Here is a 17,543-nt window from a genome sequence, read left to right on the forward strand (position 1 = left end):
GTCCAATGACTACAAGTGGTATCGCTATTGAGTCCCAACAGATTATTAACGGGTAGCCGCTAAACTGATGGTAAAAACAAGCAGTAAACACTTAGGGGAAGGAAGCCATATCCCGAATGAGTGTACGCAAACTGAGACAGAGACAAGGCATAGCAATGCCACTACGACTCCGGAGATGCGCCGATTCATCCAAGAATCGCATCTCAGTGTCAGTCAATTATCAAAGATACTGAATATCAGTGAAGCTACCGTTCGCAAATGGCGTAAGCGCGACTCCGTTGAAAACTGTCCCAATACCCCTCACCATCTCAATACCACGTTAACCCCCTTGCAGGAGTACGTGGTCGTTGGACTGCGCTATCAGCTAAAGATGCCATTAGATAGGCTCTTAAAAGCGACACAGAAATTTATTAATCCAAATGTGTCCCGTTCCGGTTTAGCAAGGTGTTTAAAACGTTATGGAGTTTCAAGAGTTAGCGATATTGAAAGTCCGCATGTGCCGATGCGCTATTTCAACCAGATCCCTGTCACCCAAGGCAGCGACGTACAAACCTACACCCTACACTATGAAGCACTGGCTAAAACGTTAGCCCTGCCTAGTACTGATGGTGACAATGTGGTTCAGGTGGTTTCGCTTACCATTCCACCTAAACTGACCGAAGAGACACCCAGTTCAATTTTGCTCGGCATCGATCCTCACAGTGATTGGATCTATCTCGACATCTATCAAGACGGCAATACCCAAGCCACCAACCGTTACATGACCTATGTACTTAAACATGGGCCGTTCCACCTACGAAAGTTACTCGTACGTAACTATCACACCTTTTTACAGCGCTTTCCTGGTGCGACGCCAAATCGCCACACCTCAAAAGAAACGCTTATAACAAACAACAAGACGCCTGACACTCAGGCACCCAGCGGAGACTCATAATGAGCCAGACCTCTAAACCTACAAAGTCAGCTAAAACGACTGAGCAAGCACAAGACTCACAAGCTGATTCACGCTTAAATAAGCGCCTTAAAGATATGCCTATCGCCATCGTTGGCATGGCAAGCATCTTTGCTAACTCTCGTTACTTGAATAAGTTTTGGGACTTAATCAGCGAGAAAATCGATGCCATCACCGAATTGCCATCGACTCACTGGCAACCAGAAGAGTATTACGACGCAGATAAAACCGTAGCCGATAAGAGTTACTGTAAGCGTGGTGGTTTCCTGCCTGACGTTGATTTCAACCCAATGGAGTTTGGCCTGCCGCCAAATATCCTAGAGCTAACCGACTCATCGCAGCTGCTATCATTGATTGTCGCCAAAGAAGTATTAGCCGATGCCAACCTGCCAGAAGGTTACGACAGAGATAAAATTGGTATCACTCTTGGCGTGGGCGGCGGTCAAAAAATTAGCCACAGCCTAACGGCGCGTCTGCAGTATCCGGTACTGAAGAAAGTGTTCGCCAACAGCGGCATTAGCGATGAAGACAGTGAAATGTTGATCAAGAAGTTCCAAGATCAATATGTGCATTGGGAAGAGAACTCATTCCCAGGTTCATTAGGTAATGTGATTGCCGGTCGTATCGCCAACCGTTTCGATTTTGGTGGCATGAACTGTGTGGTCGATGCAGCCTGTGCAGGCTCACTAGCCGCAATGCGTATGGCGCTGACCGAGCTAACCGAAGGTCGCTCAGAGATGATGATCACCGGTGGTGTCTGTACCGATAACTCACCGTCTATGTACATGAGCTTTTCTAAGACTCCCGCCTTTACCACTAACGAAACCATTCAGCCATTTGATATCGACTCAAAAGGCATGATGATTGGTGAAGGTATTGGCATGGTAGCGCTAAAACGCCTTGAAGATGCTGAGCGCGATGGCGACCGTATCTACTCGGTGATTAAAGGCATTGGTGCTTCATCAGACGGTAAGTTCAAGTCTATCTATGCACCGCGTCCTGAAGGTCAAGCAAAAGCGCTAAACCGTGCCTATGATGATGCAGGTTTTGCACCGCACACCCTAGGGCTTATCGAAGCTCACGGCACAGGAACTGCTGCAGGTGACGCCGCCGAATTTGCAGGTCTTTGCTCAGTATTTCGCGATGAGAACGACACTAAGCAGCACATCGCATTGGGCTCAGTGAAATCGCAAATCGGTCACACTAAGTCGACTGCGGGTACAGCGGGTCTAATTAAGGCCGCATTGGCACTACACCACAAGGTGTTACCAGCCACCATCAACGTCAGCCAGCCTAGTCCTAAGCTTAATATCGAAAATTCACCATTTTACCTCAATACCGAAACCCGTCCGTGGCTACCTCGCGTTGATGGCACGCCGCGCCGTGCCGGTATTAGCTCATTTGGTTTTGGTGGCACTAACTTCCACTTCGTATTGGAAGAGTACAACAATGAGCATAGCCGTGTTGATAGTGAAAAAGCCAAGTACCGTCAGCGTCAAGTCGCACAAAGCTTCTTAGTCAGCGCCAGCGATAAAGCTAAGCTAGTAGAAGAGTTAAACACACTGGCAGCATCTGCAGAACAAGCTGAATTTATCTTAAAAGATGCCGCAGCAAATTATCCTCTGCGTGAGCTTGAAGCCAATGCGCCACGTATCGGCCTTGTCGCCAATACTCGCGAAGAGTTAGTCAACCAAATCAAGCAAGCAGTCACTAAGCTTGAATCAAGTGACACCAGCTGGCAGTTACCGGGTGGCACTAGCTACCGTGTTGCAGCCATTGAAGGCAAAGTTGCCGCACTATTTGCAGGTCAAGGTTCTCAATACTTGAATATGGGCCGTGAACTGGCTTGTTATTACCCTGAGATGCGTCAGCAATTTGTAATCGCTGATAAAGTCTTTGCCGCTAATGATAAGACACCGCTTTCACAGACTCTGTATCCAAAACCAGTATTTAATAAAGATGACCTTAAAGCACAAGAAGCGATTCTGACCAATACCGCCAATGCGCAAAGTGCAATTGGTGCTATCTCTATGGGCCAGTATGCGCTATTCACTGCGGCTGGTTTTAATGCCGACATGGTGGCAGGTCACAGCTTTGGTGAACTGAGCGCTTTGTGTGCCGCAGGCGTGATCTCAGCCGATGATTACTACCAGCTTGCCTTCGCCCGTGGTGATGCTATGGCGACTAAAGCAGAAGCTAAAGATGGCGTAGAAGCCGATGCAGGTACCATGTATGCCATTATTCACCAAGAAAAAGGCACTACAGATCTAGCAACCCTCGAAGCAACCATTGCTAAATTTGATGGCGTTAAAGTGGCTAACTATAACGCGCCAACTCAATCAGTGATTGCAGGCCCTACCGGTTCAACAGGCGATGCTGCTAAGGCACTCGCTGAGCTTGGTTACAAGGCGATTAACTTACCTGTATCGGGTGCGTTCCACACCGAGCTTGTAGGTCACGCGCAAGCCCCATTTGCTAAAGCCATTGATACGGCGAAGTTTACTAAAGCCAGCCGTGCGCTTTACTCAAACGCAACCGGTGCCCTTTATGAAACTACTGCCGCGAAGATTAAAGCCTCATTTAAGAAACATATGCTTCAATCGGTGCGCTTTACTAGCCAGCTTGAAGCTATGTACAACGACGGCGCACGCATATTTGTTGAGTTTGGGCCAAAGAACATCTTACAAAAGTTAGTTCAAGGTACCCTAGCCAATACTGACAATGAAGTGTGCACTATCTCTATCAATCCGAATGCTAAGGGTGATAGCGATCTACAGCTTAAACAAGCCGCTATGCAACTCGCCGTATCAGGCGTAGTACTAAGCGAAATCGACCCATACCAAGCCGATATCGCAGCGCCAGCTAAAAAGTCGCCAATGAGCATCTCGCTAAATGCGGCTAACCATATCAGCAAAGCCACTCGCGCCAAGATGGCCAAGTCATTAGAGACAGGCACTGTCACTTCTCAAATTGAACGCATCGTCGAAGAGAAAGTGGTTGAAGTTGAGAAGCTGGTTGAAGTCGAAAAGATTGTCGAAAAAGTCGTTGAAGTTGAAAAGATTATTGAGGTAGCAGTGCCTGTCCAAGCCGGTTCAGTTACAGTCAATTCCGTTGAAGATTCAGTTATAGAGAGCCAAGTAGTGTCTAAAAACAGCAAGCCGTCAGTGGCGCTTAATATTGGTAATGATGCTCTGAGCAATTTCTTTGCCGCTCAGCAGCAAGCAGCCGAGCTTCATCAGCAGTTCCTTGAGATCCCGCTGCAATACGGCGAGACTTTCACCACGTTGATGACTGAGCAGACTAAGCTGGCAGGTTCAGGTATTGCGATCCCTGAGAGCCTACAACGCTCTATGGAGCAATTCCACCAACTACAAGCTCAAACACTGCAAAGCCACACTCATTTCCTTGAGATGCAAGCGGGTAGCAACATTGCGGCGCTAAATCTACTTAATGGCACTGCGACCACCACTTATGCGCCACAGATTCAAAGCGAAGTAATTCAAAGCAAAGTAGTTCAAAGCGAAGTCATTGCACAGCCTGCAGCCATAACTGTTCCAGCGGCAGCACCTGTTCAGACTGCGCCAACTCAGGCTGCTCCAATTAAAACGGCACCAGCACAAACAGCCCCAGTGGTGAATGCACCAACAGCACAGGTTGTTCGCCAAGCTGCGCCTGCTCAAGCCGCTGTTGTACCGACTAATACAAGCCCAACAACGCTTTCAGCAGAAACAGCCTTGAGCTCGCAAACAGCCTTGAGCTCGCAAACAGCCTTGAGCGCGACAAAGGTACAAGCCACCATGCTTGAAGTGGTTGCCGAGAAGACCGGTTACCCGACTGAGATGCTAGAGCTTGAGATGGATATGGAAGCCGATCTCGGTATCGATTCTATCAAGCGTGTAGAAATTCTAGGTACAGTGCAAGACGAGCTACCGAGCCTACCTGAGCTTAGCCCTGAAGATTTAGCAGAGTGTCGTACCCTTGGCGAGATCGTGGCTTATATGAACTCTAAGCTTTCTACAAGTGCCGTGGCGCTAGCTCCTCAAGTGAGTGTTGCACCAGCTGCAAACGGTCTAAATGCCGACAAGGTACAAGCGACCATGATGTCAGTGGTTGCCGAGAAAACTGGCTACCCGACTGAGATGTTAGAGCTTGAGATGGATATGGAAGCCGATCTCGGTATCGATTCTATCAAGCGCGTTGAGATCCTTGGCACAGTGCAAGATGAGCTACCGGGTTTACCAGAGCTTAGTCCTGAAGATTTGGCTGAGTGTCGTACCCTTGGCGAGATCGTGGCTTATATGAACTCTAAGCTTTCTACAAGTGCCGTGGCGCTAGCTCCTCAAGTGAGTGCTGCACCAGCTGCAAACGGTCTAAGTGCCGACAAGGTACAAGCGACCATGATGTCAGTGGTTGCCGAAAAAACTGGCTACCCAACTGAAATGCTAGAGCTTGAAATGGATATGGAAGCCGACCTCGGTATCGACTCTATCAAGCGTGTTGAAATTCTAGGTACGGTGCAAGATGAGCTACCGGGTCTGCCTGAGCTGAGCCCTGAAGATTTGGCCGAGTGTCGTACCCTTGGTGAAATCGTGGCTTATATGGGCAGTAAACTGCCGGCTGAAGGCTCTGCGCCTCAAGTAAGTGCTGCACCAGCTGAAACAACCTTGAGCTCGCAAACAGCCTTAAGCGGTGAAACAGCTCTGAGCGCTGACAGAGTCCAAAGCACTATGATGTCAGTCGTTGCTGATAAGACTGGCTACCCAACAGAGATGCTTGAACTGAGCATGGATATGGAAGCAGACCTTGGTATCGACTCTATCAAGCGTGTAGAAATTCTAGGTACGGTGCAAGATGAGCTACCGGGTTTGCCAGAGCTTAGCCCTGAAGATTTGGCCGAGTGTCGTACTCTTGGTGAAATCGTGGCGTACATGAACTCTAAGCTGGCTGATGGCTCTAAGCTGTCTCATACAAGTGCCGCAGCGGCGCCTCAAGCAGCTGCGACTTCTGTAGCGAATGGTCTCTCTGCGGACAAGGTACAGGCTACCATGATGTCAGTGGTCGCCGATAAGACTGGCTACCCAACGGAAATGCTTGAACTGAGCATGGATATGGAAGCAGACCTTGGTATCGACTCTATCAAGCGTGTTGAAATTCTAGGTACAGTGCAAGATGAGCTACCGGGTCTGCCTGAGCTTAATCCTGAAGATTTGGCTGAGTGTCGCACCCTTGGCGAAATCGTGACTTATATGGGAAGCAAGCTTCCAGCTGAAGGCTCTACGCCTCAAGTGAATGCAGCACCAGCTGAAACAGCCTTGAGCTCGCAAACAGCCTTGAGCGCACAAAAGGTACAAGCGACCATGATGTCAGTGGTTGCCGATAAAACTGGTTACCCAACAGAAATGCTTGAACTGAGCATGGATATGGAAGCTGATTTAGGCATCGACTCTATCAAGCGTGTTGAAATTCTGGGGACAGTGCAAGATGAGCTGCCAGGCTTGCCTGAGCTTAATCCTGAAGATTTAGCCGAGTGCCGTACCCTTGGTGAGATTGTGGACTATATGAACTCTAATCTGGCTGATGGCTCTAAACGGCCTACAAGTGCAGCTGAAGGCTCTATGAACTCTAAGCTCTCTACAACTGCCGCTGCTGTATCAGGTGCAGTTAAGTCAGCAGCGGAGACGATTACCTCTTCTCTAGAACTTCCTCCTCATAGCGAGGTAGCGCTAAAAAAGCTTAATGCGGCGGACAAACTAGAAAACTGTTTCGCCGCAGACACAACTGTTGTGATCAACGATGATGGTCATAACGCAGGTGTCCTAGCAGAGAAACTAACAAAACAAGGTCTTACCATTGCTGTAGTACGTCTACCTGAAGGCCAGCCACAATCGCCACTTTCAAGTGACGTAGCCAGCTTTGAGCTAGCATCAGGCAAGGATTCTGAGCTTGAAACCAGTATTGCTGCAGTTATCGCACAAATTGAAACTCAGGTTGGCACGATTGGCGGCTTCATCCACCTACAGCCAGAAGTTAATGCAACTGAGCAAACGGGTGCAGTTAACCTAAATACGCAAAGCTTTACCCATGTAAGCCACGCGTTTTTATGGGCAAAACTGTTGCAACCAAAGCTCGTCGCCAGCAGTGACTCGCGCCGCTGTTTTGTTACCGTAAGCCGTATCGATGGTGGCTTTGGTTACCTAAATACCGATGCGCTTAAAGATGCTGAACTAAACCAAGCGGCACTAGCAGGTTTAACCAAAACCCTAAGCCATGAATGGCCACAGGTTTTCTGCCGCGCACTGGATATTGCAACGGATGTTGATGCAACCCATCTGGCCGATGCTATTACTAACGAACTGTTCGATAACAGCACTCAACTGCCAGAAGTGGGGATCGCTGTCGACGCTAAGGGGAACGTTTCACGTACAACCTTAATTGCAGGCGATGCGAGCAATAAACATACGGCTTGCGAACTAAATAGTTCAGATAACATACTGGTGACCGGAGGCGCAAAAGGTGTGACCTTCGAATGTGCCCTTGCCTTAGCCAAGCGCACACAATCTCACTTTATCCTTGCTGGCCGCAGTGAGCTGCTTACTATTCCCGCATGGGCTGAAAATAAGCAAATTAGCGAGCTAAAACCCGCTGCCATTGCCCATATCATCTCAACAGGAAATAAGCCGACGCCTAAACAGGTAGAAGCCTTAGTCTGGACGGTAAAGAGTTCAATCGAGATCAACACTGCCCTTGAAGCTTTTGCCCAAGTTGGTGCAAGCGCCGAATACGTCAGCATGGATGTGACCGACAGTGGTGCTATCACAGCAGCTCTAAACGGTCGCTCAAATGAGATCACTGGCCTAATCCACGGTGCAGGCGTGCTTGCCGACAAGCATATTCAAGATAAGACGATAGAAGAGTTAGCTCGCGTCTACGGCACTAAGGTTAACGGCCTTAAAGCCCTGCTTGAGGCGATCGATTCAAGCAAAGTAAAACTACTGGCGATGTTCTCATCGGCTGCCGGTTTCTACGGCAACACAGGTCAGAGCGATTACGCCATGTCAAACGACATCCTTAACAAGGCGGCGCTGCAGTTCACTGCTCGTAATCCACAAGCTAAAGTGATGAGCTTTAACTGGGGACCTTGGGATGGCGGCATGGTCACCGATGCGCTGAAGAAGATGTTTACCGAACGTGGCGTTTACGTTATCCCACTAAAAGCAGGTGCTGAGCTATTCGCTAGCCAACTGCTTAGTGAGACTGGCGTGCAGTTGCTGATTGGTACCTCTATGCAAGGCGGTGCTGATACAAACAAAGCAGAAGGCTCTTCTGTAAAAAAGCTTAATGCGGGTGAGGTGCCAAGCGCACTGATCCCGCAGAGTCTTGCGCCTATGACGTTAACAAGAACCTTAAACCCTAGTGCGATGGTCTTTATCCAAGACCACCGCATTAGCGGTAACCCTGTGCTCCCCACTGTATGCGCAATTCAGTGGATGCGCGAGGCCGCGAGTAAAATGCTCGGCTCTCAGGTTAAAGTTCTCGATTATAAGCTGCTCAAAGGGATCATCTTCGAAAGCGATGATATTCAAGAGATAACGCTTGAATTGACGCCAGTAGTTGCAAATAGCGAGCCTACAGCTTGTGAAGCTCCAACGTTGCAGGCTCTGATCACTAACCAAGGACGCCCGCAATATAAGGCGACCCTAATCGGTGCAGAGGGCAACCTTGATGATGCGACATCGAAATCGTTCGCAGCGCTTGGTAATGCCGTCACATCGGCGGATAAGCTCTACAGCAAGGGTACCCTATTCCATGGGCCACGTTTGCAGGGCATAAAGCAGGTATTTAACTTTGATGATAAAGGTCTGTTAGCCAGCTGCCAGCTACCACAGGTGAGCGACAGTGATTGCGGCCAGTTTGTGGCAACAACGCATATCGGCGGCAGTCAGCCGTTTGCTGAAGATCTGCTGCTGCAGGCGATGTTGGTATGGGCAAGGCTTAAGTACGGGGCTGCGAGTTTGCCATCAAGTATCGGCGAGTTTATCTCACACAAGCCATTGGCATTTGGTGACAAAGGGATGCTAGAGCTAGAAGTCGTTAAGACAAGTGCTCGTTCACTTGAGGCGAATATCGCGCTTTACCTTGAAAATGGTGAGCTTAGCGCGATGATGAAAGGGGCGAAAGTCACTATCAGCAAGAACCTCAACAGCGCTTTTTTGAATGGAACAGCCATGAGCGCTGAAGAAAAAGCCATGAGCGCTGGTGAATCAGCCTTGAGCGCCTCGGGAGAAAAGTCATAATGGTTAACTCGACAGCTAGTAATAGCGTCAGTGATCAAGTTATCAAGAGTGAGATGCCACTGCGCATCGCACTCTTGGTGCTACCTACGCCACTAGACCTAAGCCTTTATAACGCAGAAAACGCTAAGCTACTGCCTCACTTATTGCCTGAGCTGTATCGCTCAAAATTGCTTGAGACAACTGAGCTTGTCTCTATCAAGGTCGATGATTTTGAGGCTAACTTAACAGCCACTATCGAGTCGATTGAGCAAGGCAAAATAGTGCAAATATCAACAGAAACAAGCTCGCTGTTGATGATGCCGGCGCTAACTGCCGCACAGAATCGCATTCACCCTCATGCGGTGCTTGCTGCAATGCAGATCCAAACAGAGGCAGGTTTAGTGACCTCCGCCCTCACAGACACATGTATCGCTGACTCTTGTGTGGTTGATTCTTGTATGAAGAGTGCTTTAAACCAAGCCAAGCGTAAGCAAGAGAATGTTAGCAAACGTATCGATCTGCCTGAGCTTAGTAGCACAGAGCAGTTTGATGCCGTGTGTGAACAAATCAAAGATCTGGCCTCTCGTACCCACCATAGAGATGCGACATCGATTAGCCCTAAACAAGCGACGAGTCACTACTGGTTTACCGATCACCATCAAGCACGCGTGCTGGCGATCAATCTGACTAACGCTTCACAAAGCAGCTCAAAGACTCAACCAGCAGCGAGCTGTATCAGTTTTGTCGTCTCCCAAGGCTCAGGCTTTATCGCTGCAAAATCGATTATCAATGAGCAGCGATTACAGTTTGTTGTTTGTGCTGATAACCAAGCAGAGCTTGTCGCCGAGCTTGATGCACTACAAGCCAAACTAACAGCGCTGGCATCAAAGCCTAGGCTAAGAGACTCACTGCTGACCTTGATGCGTGATAACTTACTCGCCTTCGAAGCCAGCACGAATCGTACATATGCCATCACACTGCAAGCGAGTTCAATTAAAGCTATGCAGCAAGAACTTGATGCAATTGCCTTAGCTTTGCCTAAAATGATGGATGAAAAAAGTCAGTACCGCACACCAGCAGGAAGTTATTTCACGGCTGAGCCTCTCGGTACAACTGACCAGAGTGGCCTTGCCTTTGTCTACCCTGGCGTGGGCACTGTCTATAGCGATATGTTCAGTGAGCTACATGGATATTTTCCGTCACTCTATTCACAGCTAGAGCGTGAAGGTGACTTAAAATCCATGTTTCAAGCTGAGGCTATCTATAATTTAGACCCAAAAGTGACGCCCGCTATGCCACTTGGCGATCTGGCGATTGCGGGTGTGGGGAGCAGCTACCTACTGACTCAGTTATTGGTGAAAGAGTTCGGCATCACGCCTAACTTTGCCTTAGGTTACTCCATGGGTGAAGCCTCAATGTGGGCAAGTCTTGGTGTATGGAAAGACCCACACGCCTTGATTGAGAAAACCAAAACTGACCCGCTATTTACACGCGCGATTTCAGGCAAGCTAACCGCTGTTCGCAGGGCATGGCAGCTAAATGAAGCCGATGCTGAGATTGTATGGAACAGCTTTGTGGTGCGCTCAGCCGCTGCGCCGATTAAAGCGCTACTACCAAAGTTCCCTCACGCCTATCTTGCGATTGTTCAGGGGGATACCTGTGTGATTGCAGGCTGTGAAACTCAGTGCCGCGAGCTGCTAACTCAGTTAGGCAAGCGAGGCATTGCTGCAAACCGTGTCACTGCGATGCATACGACTCCAGCAATGGAAGAGCATAGCAACGTAGCGCAGTTCTATCAGCAGCCCCTTGAAGCGTCATTACCGACTGAAATTAAATTTATCAGTGCAGCCTCCGGCGATAGCAAGGTTACAAACAGCCATGGCGGCCTCGATAGTCAAACAATCGCAAACTCAATTGCCGATACTTTCTGCAACACCTTAGACTTTACTGCGCTTATTCATAGCGCACAAAAGCAAGGTGCTAAGCTATTTGTCGAGTTAGGAGCTGACAGACAAAACTGCACTCTTATCGATAAGATAGCCAAGCAAGACCGTCAATGTGGCGCTCAGTCAACTGACTACCTATGCTGCACCGTCCCCGTCAATGCGAAAGGCGGTGATGATATCACTACCCTACTCAAGGCATTAGGCCAACTCATTAGTCATCGCGTGCCACTCACGACTCAACCACTTATTGATGGATTAAATCGTGAGATAGCACAGAGCCAACTGCAAGCTGTATCGACCGCACAAGGAGTCACAGCCGAGCAGGTGACAAACCTAACATTACAAGGAGAAGTCTAATGTCTTCTTCAGATAAAAAAATACCCGCAGGAAAGCAAAGCAAGATCGCCATTGTCGGTCTCGCCACTCTCTACCCTGATGCTAAATCTCCACAGGAGTTTTGGCAGAACTTACTCGATAAACGCGACTCACGTACGACACTGACCAATGAAAAATTGGGGGCTAACAGCAGCGACTATCAAGGCGTTCAAGGCCAGTCAGACCGTTTTTATTGTGATAAAGGCGGCTATATTGAAAACTTCTGTTTCGACCCAAGCGGTTATCAGCTACCAAGTGAGAGCCTAACCGGACTCGATGACAGTTTTCTATGGGCGCTAGACACTAGTCGTAAAGCACTCGATGATGCTGGGATCGCCTTAAACAGCGATGCATTAGCGCGCACAGGTATCGTTATGGGAGCATTGTCGTTCCCAACGACTCGCTCAAACGATCTATTTCTGCCTATCTATCACAGCGCCGTTGAAAAAGCGCTGCAGGATAAACTAGGTCATCAAGGGTTTAAGCTAAACCCAACCAATGGCCACACCACTCGTGCCCAAAGCGAAGTGGATCTCGACTGCGCCAATGGTGCGATAGCTCATAACGCCTCAAAAGTCGTGGCCGATGCTTTAGGCCTAGGCGGCGCACAGCTTAGCCTCGATGCAGCCTGTGCTAGTTCGGTTTACTCACTTAAACTCGCCTGTGACTACTTAAGCGCTGGCAAGAGTGATGTGATGTTAGCGGGTGCGGTATCGGGTGCGGATCCCTTCTTTATCAATATGGGATTCTCAATCTTTCACGCCTACCCAGATCACGGCATATCAGTCCCCTTCGATGCCAACAGTAAGGGCCTGTTCGCTGGCGAAGGTGCGGGCGTTTTAGTATTAAAGCGCCTTGAAGATGCCGAGCGTGATGGCGATAAAATCTATGCTGTCGTCAGTGGTGTAGGCCTGTCTAACGACGGTAAGGGGCAGTTTGTCCTTAGCCCTAACCCTAAAGGCCAGGTCAAAGCTTTCGAGCGCGCCTATGCTGCCAGTGATATCGAACCAAAAGATATCGAAGTGATTGAATGTCATGCTACGGGGACTCCACTGGGCGATAAGATAGAGCTGACCTCGATGGAAACCTTCTTCGAGGATAAGCTTCAAGGCAATGAAGCGCCGCTAATTGGCTCGGCAAAATCTAACCTAGGTCACCTGCTGACAGCAGCTGGCATGCCGGGGATCATGAAGATGATCTTCGCCATGAAAGAGGGCTTCCTTCCGCCAAGTATCAATATCAGCGATGCGATATCCTCCCCTAATAAGCTCTTTGGTAAGCCTACGCTACCCAATATGGTTCAGGGGTGGCCAGATAAAAGATCCAACAATATCGATGGTGTAAAACATCGTCATGCTGGCGTGTCGGTATTTGGCTTTGGTGGCTGTAATGCCCACCTTTTACTAGAGTCCTACTCAGCTGCTCAGGCCACTGGCTTACAAGCTGCTAGCAAGCAAGCTGTGCAAACAACTAAACCTGAGTCGATGAAGATCACAGGTCTTGCCTCGCACTTTGGCCCGCTAAGCAGTATCAACCAGCTCAATGACGCTATCAGTAGCAAGAGTAACGGCTTTATTTCGCTACCAAAGCAACGCTGGAAGGGCCTAGAGAAACATAACGAATTGCTAGCAAAGTTTGGCCTAAACGCAGCGCCAAAAGGCGCCTATGTCGACAGTTTCGAGCTCGATTTTCTGCGCTTTAAACTGCCGCCAAATGAAGATGATCGCCTGATCTCACAACAACTGATGTTGATGAAGGTGACCGATGAGGCGATTCGTGATGCCAAGCTAAATCCGGGTCAAAAAGTAGCGGTATTAGTCGCTATGGAAACCGAGTTAGAGTTACATCAGTTCCGCGGCCGCGTTAACCTGCATACTCAGCTGCAAGAGAGCCTATCGGCCATGGGCGTGATCTTAAGCGATGATGAGTATCAAGCCCTAGAAGCGATCACCATGGACAGTGTACTCGATGCTGCCAAGCTGAATCAGTACACCAGTTTTATCGGTAATATCATGGCCTCGCGCATCGCCTCACTATGGGACTTTAATGGCCCTGCATTTACCATCTCTGCCGCAGAGCAATCGGTGAGCCGCTGTATCGATGTCGCCCAAAATATGATGGCAAGCGAGGCACTGGACGCTGTGGTTATCGCTGCGGTCGATCTCTCGGGTAGCTTCGAGCAGGTTATCTTGAAAAACAGTGTCGAGCCTGTCTCAATCGATGCGACAGCCACCCAAAACAGCAATGGCTGGAATGTGGGTGAAGGCGCTGGCGCTATCGTATTGGTACCGAGCGATTCTAGCGCTGCCGATAGTCAAGACTCGTATGACCAAGGCTCTTATGGAGAGACTTCTTACGGCCAACCTTCTTATGCAGAGATAAGCGCCCTCGCTTTTGGCAAAGCAACAGAGGCTAGACACGTTACGGATAAACTACTGACTCAAGTCTGCGCGGAGCCTAGCAGCATCAAGCTGGTTGAAACCAGTGTTGCACCAGGAAGCTGTGTACATTCACCGCTAAACAATCTACTGCCTCACGTCACCAGCACTTGTGCAGAAGAGCGTGTGGGCCATAGCTTTGCCGCAGCCGGTATGGCGAGTCTGCTGCACGGCCTACTCAACCTGTCTTTACAAGCGCAACAGGGAGGCGCGCCGCAAAGCGCATTGGTCGTCAACACCAGTGAAAACCAAGTCTCTCAGTTATTGATTAGCCAAAGTGCAAACCAACAGCGTGCACTGACATCGCGCTTAAGCTGTGAGCTTAAGTCTGATGCTAAGCATCAACTATTAAAGCAAGTCACCTTAGGCGGTCGAGATATCTATCAACATATCGTCGACACACCACTTGCGCACTTAAGCTCAATTCAGAGCAAGCTTGCCCAAGGCACAGCATCCTCTGTTATCAAGCGAGATAAGCCACTTATTACCCGCACTGTTGCACCTGTTAGCCCTACACCAGTATTAGGTAACCCTATGACCAATCTAGCTAAAACTATTACAACTGAAGCGCCGCCGACTAAAACCGCAGCAATCGATGTGTCTGCAGGCAACTTAAGCGCATTTCAACAGAACCAGCAACTGACTCAAGCGGCTCACCAAGCATTCTTAGAAAGCCGCTCAGCAGGTATGAAGGTCGCCGATGCACTGCTTAAACAGCAGCTTGCTCAAGAGATTGCACAAGCAAAAGGCCAAACCGCTTCGCTAAACCAAAGCACGTTAACCCAGCCAGTTAATACGGTTCATGCTCCTGCAACCGCCTCACCAGCAACAAATACTGTACTCAAGCCTGATCATGCTAACGTACCGCCATACACGGCGCCGACACCTGAGCTAAAGCCCTGTATCTGGAACTATGCCGACTTAGTCGAGTATGCCGAAGGCGATATTGCCAAGGTATTTGGCAGCGACTACGCGATTATCGATAGCTACTCTCGCCGCGTACGTCTTCCAACCACTGACTATCTATTGGTGTCACGCGTGACTAAGCTCGATGCCACCATGAACGAGTTTAAGCCATGCTCAATGACCACTGAGTATGATATCCCCGTTGATGCGCCTTACCTTGTCGACGGTCAGATCCCATGGGCTGTAGCCGTTGAGTCTGGTCAGTGCGACTTGATGCTCATTAGCTATTTAGGTATCGATTTTGAGAACAAGGGAGAGCGTGTCTATCGTCTGCTCGATTGTACCCTCACCTTCTTAGGTGATCTGCCACGTGGCGGTGACACTCTGCGCTATGACATCAAGATCAACAACTATGCCCGTAACGGCGATACCCTGCTGTTCTTCTTCTCTTATGAGTGTTTCGTTGGCGACACCATGATCCTTAAGATGGATGGTGGCTGTGCAGGTTTCTTCACCGATGAAGAACTTGCCGATGGTAAAGGGGTTATCCGCACCGAAGATGAGATCAAGGCGCGTAACTTAGCAGTAAAGAAAACCTTCAGCCCACTGCTAGACTGCCCGAAAACCAGCTTCAGCTATGGCGAGATCCATAAGCTACTCAGTGCCGATATCGAAGGCTGCTTTGGCCCAAGTCATAGCGGCCCCGCGCAACCATCGCTTTGTTTCGCATCGGAGAAGTTCCTGATGATCGAACAAGTCAGCAAGGTTGAACGCAATGGCGGCGCATGGGGCCTAGGCCTTATCGAAGGTCATAAGCAACTCGAACCGAACCACTGGTACTTCCCTTGTCATTTCCAAGGTGATCAAGTGATGGCGGGCTCCTTGATGGCTGAAGGTTGTGGTCAGCTACTACAGTTCTTTATGCTACATCTTGGTATGCATGTTCAAACCAAGAATGGTCGTTTCCAGCCTCTTGAGAATGCCTCTCAGAAGGTGCGTTGTCGCGGACAGGTGTTGCCACAATCAGGGACACTGACTTACCGCATGGAAGTGACTGAAATTGGTTTCAGCCCTCGCCCATACGCTAAGGCGAATATCGATATCTTGCTTAACGGCAAAGCCGTAGTGGATTTCCAAAACCTAGGGGTGATGATTAAAGAGGAAGATGAGTGTACTCGTTACCCGATTCTTACTGCTCCAGCGACAGCCGCTAACGCTCAACAGGCAACTAATGTTCAGACAGGTGCGAAGAAGGTATATAAGCCAGCATCAGTGAATGCGCCTTTAATGGCACAAATTCCCGATCTAACCAAAGAGCCAAACAAGGGCGTGATTCCAATCTCTCACGTTGAAGCGCCAATCACCCCGGATTATCCGAACCGCGTTCCTGATACCGTGCCGTTTACGCCGTATCACATGTTTGAGTTTGCTACCGGTGATATCGAGAAATGTTTCGGCCCAGAGTTCGCTATCTATCGCGGCATGATCCCACCACGCACGCCTTGTGGCGACTTGCAGGTGACGACTCGCGTTATCGAGGTGAACGGTAAGCGCGGCGACTTTAAGAAGCCATCATCGTGTATCGCCGAGTATGAAGTGCCTGCAGATGCGTGGTATTTCGACAAAAACAGCCATGGCGCAGTAATGCCTTACTCGATTCTGATGGAGATCTCATTGCAACCTAACGGCTTTATCTCAGGTTACATGGGTACCACTCTTGGCTTCCCTGGCCTTGAGTTGTTCTTCCGTAACTTAGACGGTAGTGGTGAACTGCTGCGTGATGTGGACCTTCGTGGTAAGACGATTCGTAACGACTCGCGTCTGTTATCAACCGTTATGGCAGGCACCAACATCATCCAAAGCTTTAGCTTCGAGCTAAGCACCGATGGTGAGCCTTTCTATCGCGGTACCGCAGTATTTGGTTACTTCAAAGGCGACGCCCTTAAAGATCAACTCGGTCTAGATAACGGCAAGGTCACTCAGCCTTGGCATGTGGCTAATGGCGTTGCAGCTACAACCAAAGTGAACCTACTCGATAAGAGCTGTCGTCATTTTAACGCTCCAGCCAACCAACCACACTACCGTCTAGCCGGTGGCCAGCTGAACTTTATCGACAGTGTTGAGATTGTTGATAATGGCGGCAGCGAGGGATTAGGTTATTTGTATGCTGAGCGTACTATCGATCCAAGTGACTGGTTCTTCCAATTCCACTTCCATCAAGATCCGGTTATGCCCGGTTCACTCGGTGTTGAAGCGATTATTGAAACCATGCAAGCTTACGCTATTAGTAAAGACTTAGGCGCTGGATTTACCAATCCTAAATTCGGCCAGATTTTATCGAACATCAAGTGGAAGTATCGCGGTCAAATCAACCCGTTAAACAAGCAGATGTCGATGGATGTCAGCATCACCTCGGTTAAAGATGACAACGGCAAGAAGGTGATCACCGGTAATGCCAGCCTGAGTAAGGATGGTCTGCGCATTTACGAAGTCTTTGATATTGCCATTTGCATCGAAGAATCTTTATAAACCGGAGTGAGTGACTGGCTATTTTACTCAATTTCTGTGTCAAAAGTGCTCACCTATATTCATAGGCTGCGCGCTTTTTTCTGGAAATTGAGCAAAAGTATCTGCGTCCTAACTCGATTTATAA

4 protein-coding genes are annotated in these 17,543 nt (G+C 49.1%); all 4 read left to right on the top strand.

Annotated elements, in window-relative coordinates:
* Window positions 1-67 precede the first annotated feature (67 nt).
* From JMA39_RS09935 to pfaC, 4 genes are read left to right on the top strand one after another with little or no spacing between them, the layout of a single operon-like run.
* Entirely contained in the window at window positions 68-934 is an 867-nt protein-coding gene (locus tag JMA39_RS09935; RefSeq protein WP_202721728.1) for a transcriptional regulator, read from the top strand.
* Window positions 934-9,246, top strand: coding sequence for an eicosapentaenoate synthase subunit PfaA (gene pfaA / locus JMA39_RS09940; protein ID WP_202721729.1), 8,313 nt, complete (start codon window positions 934-936; stop codon window positions 9,244-9,246). The genes JMA39_RS09935 and pfaA overlap by 1 nt, the downstream gene beginning before the upstream one ends.
* On the top strand, window positions 9,246-11,528 hold the full coding sequence (locus JMA39_RS09945) for a PfaB family protein (RefSeq protein WP_202721730.1): 2,283 nt from the start codon (window positions 9,246-9,248) through the stop codon (window positions 11,526-11,528). Before pfaA ends, JMA39_RS09945 begins: the two co-directional genes overlap by 1 nt.
* Window positions 11,528-17,419 (top strand): hotdog fold thioesterase, encoded by a 5,892-nt coding sequence (gene pfaC / locus JMA39_RS09950; protein ID WP_202721731.1) that lies wholly within the window; start codon window positions 11,528-11,530, stop codon window positions 17,417-17,419. Before JMA39_RS09945 ends, pfaC begins: the two co-directional genes overlap by 1 nt.
* Window positions 17,420-17,543 lie beyond the last annotated feature (124 nt).

This window comes from Shewanella schlegeliana (genome assembly GCF_016765635.1).
Taxonomy (GTDB): Bacteria; Pseudomonadota; Gammaproteobacteria; order Enterobacterales; family Shewanellaceae; genus Shewanella; species Shewanella schlegeliana.

Excerpts from the sequence above, each read along its gene's own strand:
- JMA39_RS09935 (WP_202721728.1), top strand. The coding sequence starts at position 68 with ATGGTAAAAACAAGCAGTAAACACTTAGGGGAAGGAAGCCATATCCCG.
- pfaA (WP_202721729.1), top strand. The coding sequence starts at position 934 with ATGAGCCAGACCTCTAAACCTACAAAGTCAGCTAAAACGACTGAGCAA.
- JMA39_RS09945 (WP_202721730.1), top strand. The coding sequence starts at position 9,246 with ATGGTTAACTCGACAGCTAGTAATAGCGTCAGTGATCAAGTTATCAAG.
- pfaC (WP_202721731.1), top strand. The coding sequence starts at position 11,528 with ATGTCTTCTTCAGATAAAAAAATACCCGCAGGAAAGCAAAGCAAGATC.